This is a genomic window from Blastococcus sp. SYSU DS1021, assembly GCF_054050995.1.
Map to the genome: position 1 here is coordinate 13065 of NZ_JBJHAL010000025.1, position 17064 is coordinate 30128.

Sequence of the window (17064 nt, forward strand, 5' to 3'; positions counted from 1 at the left end):
GGGCGGTGCGTCGGCTCGCTAGCGTGGAGGACCACCGACGGCGCGTGATGCGCCGGGCCGGGAAGCGAGCAGCGACGACGCGCCACCGGCCCGGGGACCACCGCCTGCCGCCGACGAGGATCCGGCGGCCGTACCCGACCGGAGAGGAGCCGCTCCGCTGTCCGCCGTGCTCTCCGCCCCTGCCGATGACCCGGTCGGCCCCGACGAGGCCGTCGAGGGCGTGTCCGGCCTGATCCCGTCCGAGACCTGGCAGGTGCTCCTCGTCTGCGCCGGCGCCGCCCTGGCGGCCTGGCTGCTCGGCGTCCTCATCGGCGTCGTGGTCCGGCGGGTGGGCCGTGGCTCGCCCGTGACCGCCGACCTCTCCCGGCGGGGCCGCACCCCGCTGCGCGCGCTGCTGGTGCTGGTGGCGCTGACCGTCGTGCTCGAGGCGGCCGACGACCTGGGGGACTGGGCGGAGGTCGTCGTCCACGTACTGGCCCTGAGCGTGATCGCGACCATCGGCTGGCTGGTCGCCGTGGCGGTCTTCGTCGCCGCCGATGCCTGGCTCGCCCGGTACGACGTCGACGTCGCGGACAACCGGCACGCCCGGCGGGTGCGCACGCAGATCTCGCTGCTGCGCCGGCTGGCCGTCGTCGTCGTCGCCGTGCTCACGGTCGCGGGGATGCTCCTGACCTTCCCCGGCGCCCGCGCCGCCGGCGCCAGCATCCTGGCCAGCGCCGGCGTGATCTCGATCGTCGCCGGCCTGGCCGCCCAGACCTCGCTGGCCAACGTCTTCGCGGGCCTGCAGCTGGCCTTCACCGACGCGATCCGCGTCGACGACGTGGTCGTCGTGGAGGAGGAGTGGGGCCGCATCGAGGAGATCACCCTCACCTACGTGGTCGTGCACGTCTGGGACGACCGGCGGCTGGTGCTGCCCTCGACCTACTTCACGACCACGCCGTTCCAGAACTGGACCCGCAAGGAGTCCGCCGTCCTCGGCGCCGTCGAGCTCGACGTGGACTGGACGACGCCGTTCGACCGGATGCGCGAGGAGCTCGACCGGCTGGTCACCGGGAACGAGAACTGGGACCAGCGGGTCAAGGTCCTGCAGGTGACCGACGCCGTCGGCGCTCTCGTACGGGTCCGCGTGCTGGTCAGCGCGCAGGATGCGGGGACCCTGTTCGACCTGCGCTGCGCCGTCCGGGAGGGGCTCGTCGGCTGGCTGCAGCGGGAGGCCCCGCACGCCCTGCCGCGCGTCCGGAACGAGGGCGCCGCCGGGTACGAGACCGCCGGGCGGCGCGGACCGCGGCCGGCTCCCGACCCCCGCACCGCACCCCGGCCGGCGCGCCCGTCCGGCCGCGGGCCCGCGACCAGCGAGGGGCTCTTCACCGGGAGCCTGGAGGCCCGCAAGCGCTCCCAGGCCTTCAGCGGGCCGAGCGAGGAGGACCAGGCCGAGCGCGCCCGCCACGACCGGACGGCCGGGGACGAGGGGACCGCGGAGCAGGAGCGGGGCCCGTCGGCGCCCTGATCCGGCGGGGCGCGGCCGGGGGAGGCCTCGCCGACAGTTCCGGCTGGTTAGGCTGCCCCCGTGCCGAGCATCGATGCCGTAGGCGCGCGGGAGATCCTCGACTCGCGCGGAAACCCCACCGTGGAGGTCGAGGTCGCCCTCGACGACGGGACGATCGCCCGGGCCGCCGTGCCCAGCGGAGCCTCCACGGGCGCCTTCGAGGCGGTCGAGCTGCGGGACGGGGGTGAGCGCTACGGCGGCAAGGGAGTGACCAGGGCCGTCGACGGCGTCCTCGACGTCATCGGCCCCGAGCTCGTCGGCTACGAGGCCAGCGAGCAGCGGCTGATCGACCAGCGCCTGCTCGACCTCGACGGGACGCCGGACAAGTCCCGCCTGGGGGCCAACGCCATCCTCGGCGTCAGCCTCGCCGTCGCGCGGGCCGCCGCGGACTCCACCGGCCTCCCGCTGTTCCGCTACGTCGGCGGCCCGTCGGCGCACCTGCTGCCCGTGCCGATGATGAACATCCTCAACGGCGGCGCCCACGCCGACAGCAACGTCGACGTGCAGGAGTTCATGATCGCCCCCGTCGGGGCGGCCACGTTCGCCGAGGCGCTGGCGATGGGCACGGAGACCTACCACGCGCTGAAGGCGGTGCTCAAGGGCCGCGGCCTGGCCACCGGCCTGGGCGACGAGGGCGGCTTCGCGCCCGACCTGCCGAGCAACCGGGACGCCCTGGACCTCATCGCCGAGGCGGTGGAGAAGGCCGGCTACAGCCTCGGCACCGACATCGCCTTCGCGCTCGACGTCGCCGCCACCGAGTTCCACACCGACGGCGGCTACGACTTCGAGGGCCAGTCCCGGTCGGCGGAGTACCTGGTCGACTACTACCGCGGCCTGGTCGACGCCTACCCGATCGTCTCCATCGAGGACCCGCTCGACGAGGAGGACTGGGACGGCTGGATCGCCATGACCGCCGCCCTGGGTGACCGGGTGCAGATCGTCGGCGACGACCTGTTCGTCACCAACCCGGCGCGCCTGGCCGACGGCATCGCGCGCAAGGCCGCCAACGCGCTGCTGGTCAAGGTCAACCAGATCGGCACGCTCACCGAGACCCTGGACGCGGTGAACCTGGCCCACCGCAACGGCTACCGCTGCATGATGAGCCACCGCTCGGGCGAGACGGAGGACACCACGATCGCCGACCTCGCCGTCGCCACCGACTGCGGGCAGATCAAGACCGGTGCGCCGGCCCGCAGCGAGCGGGTGGCCAAGTACAACCAGCTGCTGCGCATCGAGGAGGAGCTCGACGACGCCGCCCGCTACGCCGGCGCCGCCGCCTTCCCGCGGCTGAACGGCTGAGCGGAGGCCGATGAGCAGCGTGCGCGGCCGGCGGGGCGGAGGCGAGACACGGCGCGCGACCGGCCGGGTGCCGCGGGTGCACCACTCGCGGCCGGTCCGTACCGGGCTGCGCTCGGGGGCGTCCAGCCGGCCGGCGCAGCGGCGTCCGAACCGTCGCCCGGAGCGCCGACCGACCGCCTCGGTCGCGCCCCGTCGCCGCCCGCTGTTCACCGGCCGCGCCGTCGTGCTGGTCGGCCTGGTCCTGCTGCTCGCGCTCACCCTCGCCGGGCCGATCCGGCAGTACCTGGCCGGCCAGGCCGAGCTCGCCCGGCTGGCCGCGGAGGGCCGGCAGCTCGACGCGCGGGTCGGCGAGCTGCAGGGCGAGCTGGCGCGGCAGGCCAACCCCGCCTACGCCCAGCGGCAGGCGCGGGAGCGGCTCTCCTACGTCCTCCCCGGCGACCGGCTGGTGCTCGTCGTCGACGGGGACGCCGTCGAGGGTGACGCCGGGACGCTGGCGGCCGCCGCGGACCCGGGGCCGCTGCCCTGGTACGAGGGGCTGATGCGGTCGGTGGCCGAGGCCGACGGCGGCGTGGTCGACCAGCCGGACCACGAGGAGGTGGCGGAGTGATGGAGGACCCCGCTACCCCCCCGGCCTCGCACGCTCGGCCCGGGCCCCTGCAGCGGGGCCGTTCCAGCCCCGTCAGCGAGGAGGACCGCGAGGTCGTCGCCCGGCAGCTCGGCCGCCCGCCCCGTGCGCTGGCGGGTGTCGCGCACCGGTGCCCCTGCGGCCAGCCGGACGTGGTCGAGACCTCGCCGCGGCTGGAGGACGGCACGCCGTTCCCGACGCTCTACTACCTCACCTGCCCGCGGGCCTCGGCCGCCGCGAGCCGGCTGGAGTCGACCGGCCGGATGCGGGAGTGGCAGGCGGAGCTGGCCACCGATCCCGAGCTCGCCGCCGGCTACCGGGCCGCGCACGAGGCCTACCTCGCCGAGCGCGACGCGAAGGACGTGCTGCCCACCCGCGCCACCGCCGGTGGCATGCCCGACCGGGTCAAGTGCCTGCACGCGCTGGCCGGCCACGCGCTGGCCGCCGGCCCCGGCGTCAACCCGATCGGTGACCGCGCGGTCGCCGAGATGGGGGAGTGGTGGGCGAAGGGCCCCTGCGCCCGGCCGGAGGGCGACGCATGACGCGGGTCGCGGCGATCGACTGCGGCACCAACTCCATCCGCCTGCTCGTGGCTGACGTGCCGGCGCAGGGCGGGCACACCGACCTGCTGCGGCGGATGGAGGTGGTGCGCCTCGGCCAGGGCGTGGACGCGACCGGCCGGCTGGCGCCGGAGGCGATCGAGCGCACCCGCGTGGTGCTCGCCGAGTACGCGGCGGCGGCCCGGGACCTGGGCGCCACCGACGTCCGGATGGTCGCCACCAGCGCCACCCGCGACGCGGCGAACCGCGCCGACTTCGAGGACATGGTGCGGGCCACCCTGGGGCGCACACCCGACGTGGTGACCGGCCGGGAGGAGGCCGAGCTCTCCTTCCTCGGCGCCACCGGCTCGCTCGCCGCCGCGGCCGCCGCGCACGGGCTGGCACCCGCACCGGCTCCCTGGCTCGTCGTCGACATCGGCGGCGGCTCCACCGAGTTCGTGCTCGGGGACGCCGACGGCGTGACCGCGGCCCGCTCGGTCGACATCGGCTGCGTGCGGCTGACCGAGCGGCACCTGCACGACGACCCGCCCACCCCGGAGCAGATCGCGCGGACCGAGCGCGACGTAAGCGCCGCGCTGGTCCAGGTCGGCGCCGAGGTGCCGGTCTCCCGCGCGGCGAGCCTGGTCGGGCTGGCCGGCTCCGTCACCACCGTGGCGGCCCTCGCACTGGGCCTGCCCACCTACGACTCCGCGGCGATCCACGGCTCGCGCATCCCGGTGGCCGACGTCCGCCGGGTCGCCGCCGACCTGCTGGGGGCCACCCGGGCGCGCCGCGCCGCCGAGCCGGTGATGCACCCGGGCCGGGTCGATGTGATCGGCGCCGGCGCGCTCATCCTGCGGGTGCTCATGGAGGAGTTCGGCCTGGCCGAGGTGACCGTCAGCGAGCACGACATCCTCGACGGCATCGCCCTGCGCCTCGCCCGCGACCGGCCCCGTCCAGAGGCTCGCCGCGAGCGTGCGAGCGGGGAGTAGGACGGGGTCCTTCTCCTATGCCTGTAGACGCCGGCGGCTTCCCCGTCACCCGCACCCCCGCCGGGGTGGCGCGCAGTGCCCGTGGTGCGCGTGAGCTGCCGGTCCTCGACGCGCGCATCTCCGGCTGCTACGCCTGCCCGCGGCTGGTGGCGTGGCGCGAGGAGGTCGCCCGGGTCAAGCGGGCGTCCTTCCGCGACCAGGACTACTGGGGCCGTCCGGTGCCGGGCCTGGGACCCGCCGATGCGCGGATCGCCGTCGTCGGCCTCGCGCCGGCCGCGCACGGCGGGAACCGCACCGGCCGGGTCTTCACCGGCGACCGCAGCGGTGACTGGATCTTCGCCGCGCTGTGGCGGGCCGGCCTGGCCAACCAGCCGACGTCGACGCACGCCGGCGACGGGCTGGAGCTCACCGACGTGCGGGTGGCCGCCGCGGTGCGCTGCGCCCCGCCGGCCAACGCGCCCACCCCTGAGGAGCGGGACACCTGCTCGCCGTGGCTGGCCCGCGAGCTGGAGCTGCTGCCCCGGCTGCGGGTGGTCGTCGTCCTCGGCGGCTTCGGCTGGACTGCGCTGTGGCCGGTGCTCGCCGCCGCCGGGTACGCGCTGCCACGCCCGCGGCCGGCGTTCGGGCACGGGGTCGAGGTGGAGCTGACCGGGCCGCGCGGCCCGCTGACCCTGCTGGGCAGCTACCACGTCAGCCAGCAGAACACCTTCACCGGCAGGCTCACCGAGCCGATGCTGGACGCTGTCCTCGCCCGGGCGACCGAGCTGGCCGCCGGCTGACCGGCGGCGGTCCCGCGCGGCCGGGCCCGGTCCGGCTAGCGTGCGCACCGCGCCCCCGTAGCCCAATCGGCAGAGGCAGGCCCCTTAAAAGGGTCCCAGTGTCGGTTCGAACCCGACCGGGGGCACGATCGGTGCGGGGCCTACGAGGTCCGGGCCGCGATCGCCCGGCCCATGCGGGCCAGCGCCTCGCTCAGCACGGCGGGCGAGGTGGCGATGTTGATGCGCACGTGCCCGGCGCCCCCGGTGCCGAAGACGTGGCCGGAGCTCAGGGCCACCCGTGCGTGGTCCAGGAAGAACCGTGCCGGCCCGTCGAGGTCGCTCACCACGGCGCGGCCGCCGCTGGGGGCCTCGGGCGGGAGGTCCAGCGGACGGCAGTCCAGCCAGGCCAGGTAGGTGCCCTCCGGTGCGCGCAGCGTCGTCGTCGGCAGGTGCTCGGCCACCAGCTGCTGCAGCAGCCGCCGGTTCTCGTCGAGGGCCGCGAGCACCGCATCCAGCCAGCCGCCGGCCTCGCGGAAGGCCACGGTGTGCGCGATGACGCCGAGGTGGCTGGCCCCGTGGCCGACCTCCTCGGGGAGACGGGCCAGGTCCGCGGCCGCCTCCGGCCCGGCGACGACCACGGCCGCCTTGAGACCTGCGAGGTTCCACGCTTTCGACGCCGACACCAGCGCGAAGCCGTCGTCGACGACGCTGAGGTAGGGCACGAAGCGGGCGCCGGGGAGGACCAGCGGTGCGTGGATCTCGTCGGAGACGACGCGCACGCCGTGCCGCCGGGCGAGTGCGGCGACGGACTCGAGCTCGACGTGGGTGTGCACGGCGCCGGTGGGGTTGTGCGGGTTGCACAGCAGGAACGCCGGGTGGGCGCTGCGGGCGCCGGCTGCGGCGAAGGCGGCGTCCAGCGTCTCCGGGTCCAGGCGACCGCGTGCGTCCAACGGCGCTTCCACGACGGAGCGCCCGGCGTGCTCGACGAACGCGTAGAAGGGCGCGTACACCGGCGGGGTCACCACCACGACGTCGCCGGGACCGGTGACGAGGCGGAGCACCTCCACGATGCCCGTCATCACGTCCGGCACGACCGCCGTGCGGGCCGGATCGATGCCGGTCCAGCCCCACCGGTCGGCCGCGAAGGCGGCCACCGCCTCCGGGTACTCGTGTCCCGCGGGGTAGCCGGTGTCGCCCGCGTCGACCGCGCGGTGCAGCGCCTCGCGGACGGGGGGTGCGAGGGCGACGTCCATCTCGGCGACCCACAGCGGCAGCACATCCGCCGGGTGGGTGCGCCACTTGACGCTCGTCCGCCGGCGTAGGTCGTCCAGGGGAACCTGCAGGAACGGGTTGGCCGGCCGCGCCCCGGCCTCCGGGCCCGGGGCGGCCGGCGAAGGACCGGAAGGCAGGGCGGTCATGGATGTGCTCCGATCGGGTGCGGTCGCCAGGGCGGGGGGTGGCGAGGACAGCATCGGGCACCCCGCGCCGAGCCCGCCCGGTGAGCGCCGCGCCGCTGGTGGCGTGCCGGACGAGGGAGGGGCTGCGGCCGGTTTCCGACCCGCACCCGCGAGGGTGATCCGGATCTGCGGCAGCTGTGGAACGCTGTGGGCGTGTCGGGCGTTGACCTGACCGAGTGGAGTGCGTGATCAGTCTCCACGACCGACGAGTCACCTCGAGGAGATGACGATGGCCAGTAGGAACCCGGCGTTCAGCCGTGGGTTCGGCAACGCGGGCCCCGGCCAGCAGTACGCCGGTTGGGGCAACCAGCCCCAGTACGGCGCCCCCCAGTACGGGGCCCCGCAGTACGGCGCCCCGGCGCCGCAGCAGGACCAGTACGCCGCGCCGTCCCCGTACGGGACGACCGAGGACACCCGCTACATGACGATGGACGACGTCGTCACCAAGACGGGTCTCTCGTTCCTGGTGACCGTCACCGCCGCGGCGCTCACCTGGGCGATGCCCGGCACCGCCGCCATGGGGCTCGCCCTCCCTGCGGTGCTCGTCGCGCTGGTGCTCGGCCTGGTGATCGCCTTCAAGCAGATCGCCAGCCCGGTCGCGACGCTCTCCTACGGCGCGCTGTACGGCGTCGCGCTGGGTGCGATCAGCGAGGTGTTCAGCCTCCAGTTCGGCTCGGGCATCGTCATGCAGGCGCTGATCGGCACCTTCGGCGTCTTCGCCGGCATGCTGGTCATCTACAAGACCGGCGCCATCCGGGTCACCCCCAAGCTGACCCGCTGGATCGTCGGTGCGCTCATCGGCGTGCTGGTGCTCGTCGTGGTCAACCTGGTCGCCAGCTTCTTCGTCCCTGGTGGGCTGGGGCTGCGTGACGGCGGCCCGCTGGCCATCGTCTTCAGCCTCGTCGTGATCGGCGTCGCGGCGTTCACGCTGCTGCTCGACTTCGACATGGCCGACGAGGCGATCCGCCGCGGCGCCCCGGCCAAGTTCGCCTGGTACATCGCCTTCGGCCTGCTCGTCACGGTCATCTGGCTGTACCTGGAGATCCTGCGGCTGCTCTCCTACTTCCAGGACGAGTGAGCCTCCGCACCACATGACAGTGGCCCGGTCCCCGCGAGGGGGCCGGGCCACTGTCATGTCCGGGGGCTACCTCAGGAGAGGCGCTCCAGCACCATCGCCATGCCCATGCCGCCACCGACGCACATGGTCTCCAGGCCGAACGTCTTGTCCTTGGTCTGGAGACCGTTGATCAGCGTGCCGGTGATGCGGGCGCCGGTGCTGCCGAAGGGGTGGCCGACGGCGATGGCGCCACCGTGCACGTTCAGCTTCTCGATCGGGATGTTCAGGTCGCGGTAGCTGGGGATGACCTGCGCGGCGAACGCCTCGTTGATCTCGACCAGGTCGATGTCGTCGATCGTCATGCCGGCCCGCTGGAGCGCGAGCTTCGACGCGTCGACCGGCCCGTAGCCCATGATCTCCGGCGAGAGCCCGGTGACCGCGGTGGAGACCACGCGGGCGAGCGGGGTCAGGCCGAGCTCGCGGGCCTTGGTGTCGCTCATGACCACCACGGCCGAGGCGCCGTCGTTGAGCGGGCAGGCGTTGCCGGCGGTGACCCGGCCGTCGGGGCGGAAGACCGGCTTGAGGCCGGAGATCCCCTCGAGCGTGGTGCCCGGCCGCGGGCCGTCGTCCTTGGTGACGACGGTGCCGTCGGGGAGCGTGATCGGGACGATCTCCCGCTCCCAGAAGCCGTTGTTGATCGACTCCTCGGCGAGGTTCTGGCTGCGGACGGCGAACTCGTCCATCTCCTGGCGGGTGACGCCCTTGAGCAGCGCCAGGTTCTCCGCCGTCTGCCCCATGGCGATGTAGACGTCGGGGACGTCGCCGTTCTCCCGCGGGTCGGTCCAGGAGTCGGCGCCGCTCTCGGCCACCTTGGCCACCCGGGCCTGGGCGTCGGCGAACACCGGGTTCTGCGTGTCGGGCAGCGAGTCGCTGTTGCCCTTCACGAACCGCGAGACGGTCTCCACGCCGGCGGAGATGAAGACGTCGCCCTCACCGGCCTTGATGGCGTGCATGGCCATGCGGGTCGTCTGCAGGGACGACGAGCAGTAACGGGTGATCGTCGTGCCGGGCAGGTGGTCCATGCCCAGCAGCACGCTGACGACGCGGCCCATGTTGTAGCCCTGCTCCCCACCGGGGAGGCCGCAGCCCAGCATGAGGTCGTCGATGTCGCGCGGGTCGAGGGCGGGCACCTTGTCGAGCGCGGCCCGGATGACCGCGGCGGCGAGGTCGTCGGGCCGCATGTCCTTGAGCGACCCCTTGAACGCGCGGCCGATGGGGGAACGCGCGGTCGAGACGATGACTGCTTCGGGCATGGTTCCTCCACGATGAGGGGGTCCGGACGCGGCGCGCCGGACGTCGGTCACCTCGGAAACTACCCCGGCCCGGCCGCCTGGGGAGGGGCCCCAGGTCAGGAGGACGCCGGTGTGGCCGGGGTCACCTCGTCCGCCCGGCGAGCGGGTCGTTCTCGGCGTGCTCGGCCTGCTCCGGGGTCGGCACCCCCGTCGGCCGGCGGCGGCGCAGCAGCGCCCACGGGCCGCGGGGACCGGTCTCCGAGCCGGCCACCTCTGCGGCCTGGACCTCGGTCCCGGGACGGTTCACCGCCCGGGCCGCGGCGCGGGCGACCGGCTTGACCGTCTGGCGGCGCAGCGAGCGCAGTCCACGGTCGGCGCGCGCCGGCCACACGCCGAGAGCGTCGGCGACCGAGGGCAGCAGCACCGCCGCCGCCGCCGCGTAGCCGGCCGCGCTCGGGTGGAACTCGTCGATGCTGAACATGCTGGAGTCCGACGCGAACGCCGGGCCCAGCAGCGAACCGAGGGAGACGGTGCGGCCTCCGGCCTCGACGACGGCGATGGTCTGCGTCGCGGCCATCTGCCGGCTCCAGCGCCGGGCCAGCGTGCGCAGCGGCTGCGCGATCGGCCGGATGGTCCCCAGGTCGGGGCAGGTGCCGACGACGACCTCGCAGCCGGCCGCGGTGAGCCGCCGGACGGCGTCGGTGAGGTGGCCGACCGAGACCGACGTGGGGGTGCGGGCGGTGACGTCGTTGGCGCCGATCATGATGACCGCGACCGCGGGGCGCTCGGCCAGCGCGCGGTCGACCTGCACCTCGAGGTCGGCGGCGCGGGCGCCGGACTTGGCCAGCCGCACCAGCCGCACGGGGCGCTCGGCGAGCTCGGCCAGCCCCGCGGCGACGAGCACGCCGGGGGTCTCGGCGGCGCGGTGCACGCCCAGCCCGACGGCGCTGGAGTCGCCCAGCACCGCGAGCACGATCGGCTCGCCGCCGCCCCGCCCGTAGATGCCGTCGCCCGACGGGGGGTCCTCCTTGTACGTGCGGGCCTCGACCCTGCGGCGGGCCGCCCGCGCCTCCTCGCGGAGGAGGGCGACCAGGGCAGCTCCGGCCAGCCCGACCCCACCGCCGCCGTAGGCGGCACCGGTGGCCAGTCGTCGGGCCGTCGCGGTACGCGTCATGGTCCCTCCCTCCCTGGTCGGTGCCGACGTCATCGGGGCACCACCGACGTTATCGGCCCCCTACGGTGCAACCTGTGCCCCCATCCCTCCCTGGTATGAGCTCCTCCACCCCGACCGACGAGCGGACGCGGCAGATCGTTCGCGTCCTGGTCGAGGCGTTCGGTGACCTCATGGACGCCGATGCGGACGCCTTCCGCACCAAGTTCCGCAAGATGGCGGCCGATCCGTTCGCCTTCTACCGGGGCAGCGCCCCACTGTTCTACGCGGACATGGCGACGTCCGAGGATCGCTGGTGCGACGAGCGGACGTCCCGGGTGTGGATCCACGGTGACCTGCACGCGGAGAACTTCGGCACGTACATGGACGCCAACGGCCGGATCGTCTTCGACGTCAACGACTTCGACGAGGCGTACGTCGGGCACGTCAGCTGGGACCTGCGCCGCTTCGCCGCCAGCTTCGCGCTCATGGCCTGGCGCAAGGCGTTCTCCGACGAGGTGATCAGCGAGCTGCTCGCCGTCTACCTGCGCGCGTGGCTCGACCAGGTGGCCGCCTTCACCCGGTCGGACGCCGACCGCGAGTTCGCCCTGGTGGCCGGCAACACCCACGGCGCCGTGCACGAGCTGATCCGCCGCACGGCCACCCGCACCCGGCTGGGCCTGCTGCAGCGGATGACCGTGGTCGAGGGCGACGAGCGCCGCTTCGCGGACTCGCCGCGCAACCGCCGGCTGGACGACGCCGAGTACCAGGAGGTGCTCGCGGCGCTGGAGCGGTACAAGGCGACGCTGCCGCCCCGGCCCTGGCGGCGCGAGGTCGCCTACGACGTCAAGGACCTCATCGGCACCGGTGGCTTCGGCATCGGCAGCGCGGGGCTGCCGGCCTACAACGTGCTGCTGGAGGGCTACGACCAGGCGCTGGAGAACGACGTCGTGCTCTCGGTCAAGCAGGGCAACGTGCCCGCCCCCGGGCGGGTCGTCGACGACCCGCGCGTCCGCGGGTACTTCGAGCACGAGGGCCACCGGACGGCGCTGAGCCGGCGCGCGCTGCAGTCGCACGCCTCCCAGTTCCTGGGCTACACCGACATCCGCGGCACGGGCTTCGTCGTCGCGGAGCTGTCGCCCTACGAGCTCGACCTCGAGTGGGAGGACCTCACCGAGCCCGCCGACATCCGCCCGGTCCTGGAGCAGCTCGGGCAGGCGACGGCGAAGCTGCACTGCGTGGGCGACGCCGACAGCGACCACACCCTCGTGCCGTTCCAGACCGAGGAGGCGATCACCGCGATGCTCGGCGACCGGCGGGAGGAGTTCGTCGCCGACCTGGTCGCCTTCGCGCACGACTACGCGCACCGCACGCAGGAGGACCACCGGCTCTTCGTCAACGCCTTCCGGGCGGGGCAGATCCCGGGGATCAGCTCCAGCAGCTGACGCGCCTGGCCCGCCGGTGCCGAGATCCCGTGATCTCGACGGGGAGGTCGGGCGTCAGCGGGGGCGGCGGCCGCGGCGGGTGCGCAGGTAGTCGGCGACGACGTACTCGCCGAGCCGCTCGCTGTCGGGGGTGAACACCCGCCCGCCGGCCCGCTGGGTGAGGTCGTGCACGAAGTGGACCAGCCCGGGATCGGGGTCGAGGGCGAAGACGTTCACCGTGGCGCCGGAGCGGGCGACCCGCTCCACCTCGGCCACCGTGCGGGCGATCGTCTCGGGCATCGGCGGCCAGCAGAAGTACGGGGTCCCGTCGTCCTCCAGGTGGGCGGTCGGCTCCCCGTCGGTGACCACCAGCACCACCGGCTCGGCGTCGCGGTGCCGGGCGAGGAACCGGCGGGCCAGCATCAGGCCGTGCTGCAGGTTGGTGCCCTGCAGGGTGTCCACGCTCAGCTCGGCGAGCGTCTCCGGGCGCAGCACCTGGGCCGTGGAGGAGAAGCCGATGATCTCGATGGCGTCCTGCGGGAACCGCGTCGTCACCAGCGAGTGCAGCGCCATCGCCGTCGACTTCGCCGCGCCCCACGTGCCGCGCAGCGCCATCGAGTAGGAGAGGTCGACCAGCAGGGCGACGGCGGCGCCGGTGCGCCGCTCGGTCTCCACCACCTCGAAGTCCTCGACGGCGATGCGGACCCGCCGCTGCCCCTCCCGGCGCGGCTCGCCCGCCGTCCGCAGCACCGCGTTGCGGACGGTGCGGACGACGTCCAGCGGCTGCTCGTCGCCGAACCGCCACTCCCGTGAGCCACCGGTCAGCTCCCCGGCCGCGCCGGCGTCGGCGACGTCGTGCTCGCCGCGACCGGTGGCGTCCAGCTGCGCGAACACCCGGCGCAGCGCGGTGGCTCCGAGTCGGCGGACCGCCTTGGGCGAGAGCTCCAGCCGCCCCTCGCTGCGGTTGAGGTAGCCCTGCCGCTCGAGCTCGCGTTCCAGCTGCCGGAGCGTGGCGAGGTCGTCGGCGGCCGAGCGGCCCAGCGCGCGCTCGAGCAGCTCCTCGTCGACGTCGGCGAGGGACGCCCCGGCGTAGCCCTGCGACAGCTGGTTGGACAGCGCCTCCAGGTCGGCGAGCTCGGCGACGGCGGTGGTGGCGTCGCCCATGCCCAGCGCCTGCTCGCCGTCGGGCACCTGGCCGCGCTGCCCCCAGGGCAGGTCGGGGCGGGCCTGGCGGAGCGCGTCGGAGAGGTGGGCCATCTCGCTGGCCAGCCCCATGTCCTCCATCGTCTGGGCCATCAGCTCGGCCAGCTCGGCCCGCTGCTCGGGGGAGAGGCCGGCCATCATCCGCTGCTGCGCCGCCGCCCGGCGGGCCAGCGAGTCGATCAGCTCCTCGACGGATTCCGGGTCGTCCGGGAAGAACTGGCCGTGCCGGTCCATGAAGTCGGCGAACTGCTGGTCGGTGTCCTCGCCGCGGTTGTGCGCGTCGACCAGCCGGGAGAGGTCGGCGACCATGTCCTTGACCGCCTGCATGTCGCCCTCGGAGGCGTTCTCCAGCGCCTGCTTCATCGACGCGAAGGAGCTGTCGAGCACCTCCCGGCGCAGCAGGTCCTGGATCTGCTCGTAGGCCTCCCGGCCCTCCGCCGAGCGCCACGACCAGTCCTTGAGCGCGCGGACGGCGCCCGCGGTGTCCTCGGGCAGCGCGTCCAGCTCGGCCTCGGCGAGCCGTGCGGCGTCGTCCGGATCGGGGAACAGCTCCCGACGCTCGGCCTGCACGGCGCGGTCGAGCAGCTCGCGCACCTCCTGCAGGGTGCCGTCCATCCGCCCGGCGGTGCGTGCCGAGCGCAGTCGGTCGCGCACCTGCCGGCGCAGTTCGTCCAGGCCGCGCCGGCCCTGCGTGCCGCGGCGCAGCAGCTCGCGCAACGCCTCCCGGACGCCGCTGCCGTCGAGCACCGAGTCGCCGATCTCGTCCACGGCGTCGCCGAGGTCGTACGGCGGGGCCAGCGGGTCGGGGCCGCCCCGCCAGGCGCCGTACCGGTAGCCGCGCGGGCGGCGCGTGGTCACCTCAGGCTCCGTAGACCGTGCGGCCGCCGTCGGTGTCCTTCGCCAGCCGCCGGGTGAGGTGCAGGCCCTCCAGGGCGAACTCCACGGCGGCCGCGGCCTGCTCGGCGGACTGGTCGCCCTCGGGCACCCCGAGCCGGCCGAGCAGCTCGGCGAGCTTCGGGACGGTGCCCAGCTGGCCCAGGAGGGCCGGGGCCGGGACGAGGTCGCCGGACTCGACGGTCTCCCCGCCGGTGAAGTGCTCCTGCAGGCCGGTGAGGTCCAGGCCCGCGCACCGCGCGCGGAACGTCTGCGCCGTGGCCTGGCGCAGCAGGTGCTCCAGGATCTCCAGCTCGCGGTCGTCGTCGGGGTCGGCACCGGCGTCGGCGAACTCGACCTTGCCGCGGCTGGCCGGGACGATGCTGGGCAGGTCGACCACCCGCGCGACCGGCCGGGTCTCGCCGGCGACCGCGGCCCGGCGGACGGCGGAGGCGGCGACGGTCTCCAGCCCGGCGATGGCGAACCGGGCGCTGACACCGGAGCGCTGGTCGACGTGGCTGGACTCGCGGACGAGCCGGGTGAACCGGGCGACGATCTCGACCAGGTGCGCCGGCACGACGGGCGCGTCGAGGGTGTCCTGCTCGCTCGGTGCCCCGAGCCCGCCGGTCTGCGCCTCCTGCTCCAGCAGGCGGATCTCGTCGGCGAGCTCGATGGGGTAGTGGGTGCGCACCTCGGCGCCGAACCGGTCCTTGAGCGGGGTGATGATCCGCCCGCGGTTCGTGTAGTCCTCCGGGTTCGCGCTCGCGACCAGCAGCAGGTCCAGCGGCAGCCGCACCCGGTAGCCGCGGATCTGGATGTCGCGCTCCTCCAGCACGTTGAGCAGCGCGACCTGGATGCGCTCGGCCAGGTCGGGCAGCTCGTTGACGCTGAAGATGCCGCGGTTGGTGCGCGGGACGAGGCCGTAGTGGACCGTCTCGGGGTCACCGAGCGTGCGGCCCTCGGCGACCTTGATCGGGTCGACGTCGCCGATCAGGTCGCCGACGCTGGTGTCCGGCGTGGCCAGCTTCTCGCCGAAGCGCTCGCTGCGGTGCAGCCAGCCGACGGGGGTGGCGTCACCGTGCTCGGCGATCTGCCGGTGCGCCCAGACGCTGATGGGGCGCAGCGGGTGCTCGTTCAGCTCGCTGCCGACCAGCACCGGGGTCCACTCGTCGAGCAGGCCGACGAGCGTGCGGATCAGGCGGGTCTTGCCCTGGCCGCGCTCGCCGAGCAGGACCAGGTCGTGGCCGGCGATCAGGGCCCGCTCAACCTCGGGCAGGACGGTCTCCTCGAAACCGACCATGCCGGGCAGGGTGGGCTCGCCGGCAGCCAGGCGGGCGAGCAGGTTGGCGCGGATCTCGGCCTTGACCGGACGGGAGGTGGCGCCGGTCGCGCGTAGTTCGCCGAGCGTCGTGGGTGCGGGGGAGGGGGTGGCCGGTGCGGTGGTGGCACCCGGGGTGTCCGTCACCCCCGCCACGGTACGACGGCCGCGCGCGTCCTGGTCGGTCGCGGACGACGGCCCCTGCCAGGATCGACGCATGGCAGGTTCCGGCGGTCCTCCCCTGGTCAGCGGTGCCGACGTCGCGGCGGCGGCGGAGCTCCTCGCCGGCGTCGTCCGACGCACCCCGCTGGAGCACTCCCGGGGGCTGGCCGACCGCGTCGGGGGCCCGGTCTGGCTCAAGTGCGAGAACCTCCAGCGCACCGGCTCGTTCAAGCTCCGCGGCGCCTACACCCGGATCGCGCGGCTGACCGACGAGGAGCGGGCCCGCGGCGTGGTCGCTGCCAGCGCCGGCAACCACGCCCAGGGGGTTGCCCTCGCCGCCCGGCTGCTCGGCGCCGAGGCGACGGTCTACATGCCCGGGAGCGCACCGCTGCCCAAGGTGGCGGCCACCGAGGCGTACGGCGCGCGCGTCGAGATGTTCGGCCAGTCGCTGGCCGAGCCGCTGCTGGCCGCGGCGGAGCACGCCGAGCGCACCGGCGCGGTGTTCATCCACCCCTTCGACCACCCGGACGTGATCGCGGGCCAGGGCACCGTCGGGCTGGAGGTGCTCGAGCAGTGCCCGGAGCTGGCGACGGTACTGGTCTGCGCCGGTGGCGGCGGGCTGGTCTCTGGTATCGCGGCTGCGGTGAAGGAACGCCGTCCCGACGTCCGGGTGGTGGCCGTGCAGGCCGAGGAGGCCGCCGCCTTCCCGGGCTCCTTGGCCGTCGGGCGGCCGGTCGCGCTGGAGTCGATGTCGACGATGGCCGACGGGATCGCGGTCCCGTGTCCCACCGACCTGACCTTCGCCCACGTGCGGGGGCTGGTCGACGAGGTGCGCACGGTCAGCGAGGAGGACCTCTCGCGGGCGCTGCTGTTCTGCCTGGAGCGGGCGAAGCTGGTCGTCGAGCCCGCGGGCGTGGCCGCGGTCGCCGCCGTCCTCGCCGATCCGCGGGCGTTCGAGCCCCCGCTGGTCGCCGTCGTCTCCGGCGGCAACATCGACCCCGTGCTGCTGCTGAAGGTCGTGCAGCACGGCATGGCCGCGGCCGGACGCTACCTCTCGCTGCGGCTGCGCGTCCCCGACCGGCCGGGGTCGCTGGCCGCCGTCCTCGCCGAGCTCGCCGCGGTGGGCGCCAACGTGCTGGAGGTCGAGCACGAGCGGACCTCGACGCGCCTGGGCATCGGCGAGGTGGAGGTCTTCGTCGTCGTCGAGACCCGCGGGCCCGCGCACGCCGGGGAGGTCATCGGGGCGCTGCGCGCGGCCGGGTACGCCGTCACGCCGGAATGACCGCGGCCGGACCGATGAGTTCCCCGGTTCCCGGCGGTCCTGGTTGCGGTCCCGCACCTGCGGGGCGGGACGGAGGAGCCGGCGGAT

General features: G+C 74.7%; 14 protein-coding genes and 1 tRNA gene. 10 read left to right on the forward strand and 5 right to left on the reverse strand.

Going from position 1 to position 17064, the window contains the following annotated elements:
• The first annotated feature begins 166 nt into the window (after positions 1–166).
• The 7 genes from ACI8AP_RS16980 (at position 167) to ACI8AP_RS17010 (ending at position 5905) form a co-directional block, all read left to right on the forward strand.
• The gene (locus ACI8AP_RS16980; RefSeq protein ID WP_456590534.1) at positions 167–1507 is read left to right on the forward strand and encodes a mechanosensitive ion channel family protein; all 1341 of its coding nucleotides are present in this window, start codon (positions 167–169) and stop codon (positions 1505–1507) included.
• Between the two features lie 60 nt (positions 1508–1567).
• Positions 1568–2845 carry a phosphopyruvate hydratase gene (gene eno / locus ACI8AP_RS16985; RefSeq protein WP_456590535.1) on the forward strand — a complete coding sequence of 426 codons (1278 nt, stop codon included), beginning with the start codon at positions 1568–1570 and terminating at the stop codon, positions 2843–2845.
• Between the two features lie 10 nt (positions 2846–2855).
• Positions 2856–3452 carry a septum formation initiator family protein gene (locus ACI8AP_RS16990; RefSeq protein WP_456590536.1) on the forward strand — a complete coding sequence of 199 codons (597 nt, stop codon included), beginning with the start codon at positions 2856–2858 and terminating at the stop codon, positions 3450–3452.
• Positions 3452–4012 carry a DUF501 domain-containing protein gene (locus ACI8AP_RS16995; RefSeq protein ID WP_456590537.1) on the forward strand — a complete coding sequence of 187 codons (561 nt, stop codon included), beginning with the start codon at positions 3452–3454 and terminating at the stop codon, positions 4010–4012. The genes ACI8AP_RS16990 and ACI8AP_RS16995 overlap by 1 nt, the downstream gene beginning before the upstream one ends.
• On the forward strand, positions 4009–5001 hold the full coding sequence (locus ACI8AP_RS17000; protein WP_456590538.1) for a Ppx/GppA phosphatase family protein: 993 nt from the start codon (positions 4009–4011) through the stop codon (positions 4999–5001). The genes ACI8AP_RS16995 and ACI8AP_RS17000 overlap by 4 nt, the downstream gene beginning before the upstream one ends.
• A gap of 17 nt (positions 5002–5018) precedes the next feature.
• Positions 5019–5780 (forward strand): uracil-DNA glycosylase, encoded by a 762-nt coding sequence (locus ACI8AP_RS17005; RefSeq protein WP_456590539.1) that lies wholly within the window; start codon positions 5019–5021, stop codon positions 5778–5780.
• A gap of 51 nt (positions 5781–5831) precedes the next feature.
• Positions 5832–5905: transfer RNA gene (locus ACI8AP_RS17010), tRNA-Leu, on the forward strand.
• Positions 5906–5920: 15 nt separating this feature from the next.
• On the opposite strand, the gene ACI8AP_RS17015 is transcribed toward ACI8AP_RS17010, so the two are convergent.
• Positions 5921–7177, reverse strand: a complete 1257-nt coding sequence (locus ACI8AP_RS17015; protein ID WP_456590540.1) for a MalY/PatB family protein — start codon at positions 7175–7177, stop codon at positions 5921–5923.
• Positions 7178–7445: 268 nt separating this feature from the next.
• Here ACI8AP_RS17015 and ACI8AP_RS17020 point away from each other — a divergent pair, with 268 nt between their 5' ends.
• A complete protein-coding gene (locus tag ACI8AP_RS17020) occupies positions 7446–8294 on the forward strand; it encodes a Bax inhibitor-1/YccA family membrane protein (protein ID WP_456590541.1) in 849 nt (282 codons plus the stop codon).
• Positions 8295–8365: 71 nt separating this feature from the next.
• Here ACI8AP_RS17020 and ACI8AP_RS17025 read toward each other — a convergent pair whose 3' ends face one another.
• Together ACI8AP_RS17025 and ACI8AP_RS17030 are read right to left on the reverse strand one after the other, a co-directional pair.
• The gene (locus ACI8AP_RS17025) at positions 8366–9586 is read right to left on the reverse strand and encodes an acetyl-CoA C-acetyltransferase (protein WP_456590542.1); all 1221 of its coding nucleotides are present in this window, start codon (positions 9584–9586) and stop codon (positions 8366–8368) included.
• A gap of 121 nt (positions 9587–9707) precedes the next feature.
• Positions 9708–10739, reverse strand: a complete 1032-nt coding sequence (locus ACI8AP_RS17030) for an SGNH/GDSL hydrolase family protein (RefSeq protein WP_456590543.1) — start codon at positions 10737–10739, stop codon at positions 9708–9710.
• Positions 10740–10834: 95 nt separating this feature from the next.
• On the opposite strand from ACI8AP_RS17030, the gene ACI8AP_RS17035 reads away from it, so the two are divergent.
• Positions 10835–12160, forward strand: coding sequence for a DUF2252 domain-containing protein (locus ACI8AP_RS17035; RefSeq protein ID WP_456590544.1), 1326 nt, complete (start codon positions 10835–10837; stop codon positions 12158–12160).
• A gap of 54 nt (positions 12161–12214) precedes the next feature.
• On the opposite strand, the gene ACI8AP_RS17040 is transcribed toward ACI8AP_RS17035, so the two are convergent.
• Complete coding sequence (locus ACI8AP_RS17040; protein ID WP_456590545.1) at positions 12215–14200, reverse strand: VWA domain-containing protein; 1986 nt, start codon at positions 14198–14200, stop codon at positions 12215–12217.
• Position 14201: 1 nt separating this feature from the next.
• The gene (locus ACI8AP_RS17045; RefSeq protein WP_456590546.1) at positions 14202–15680 is read right to left on the reverse strand and encodes a sigma 54-interacting transcriptional regulator; all 1479 of its coding nucleotides are present in this window, start codon (positions 15678–15680) and stop codon (positions 14202–14204) included.
• 70 nt (positions 15681–15750) lie between these two features.
• On the opposite strand from ACI8AP_RS17045, the gene ilvA reads away from it, so the two are divergent.
• Positions 15751–16977, forward strand: a complete 1227-nt coding sequence (gene ilvA, locus ACI8AP_RS17050; protein ID WP_456590547.1) for a threonine ammonia-lyase — start codon at positions 15751–15753, stop codon at positions 16975–16977.
• The last annotated feature ends 87 nt before the right edge of the window (positions 16978–17064 follow it).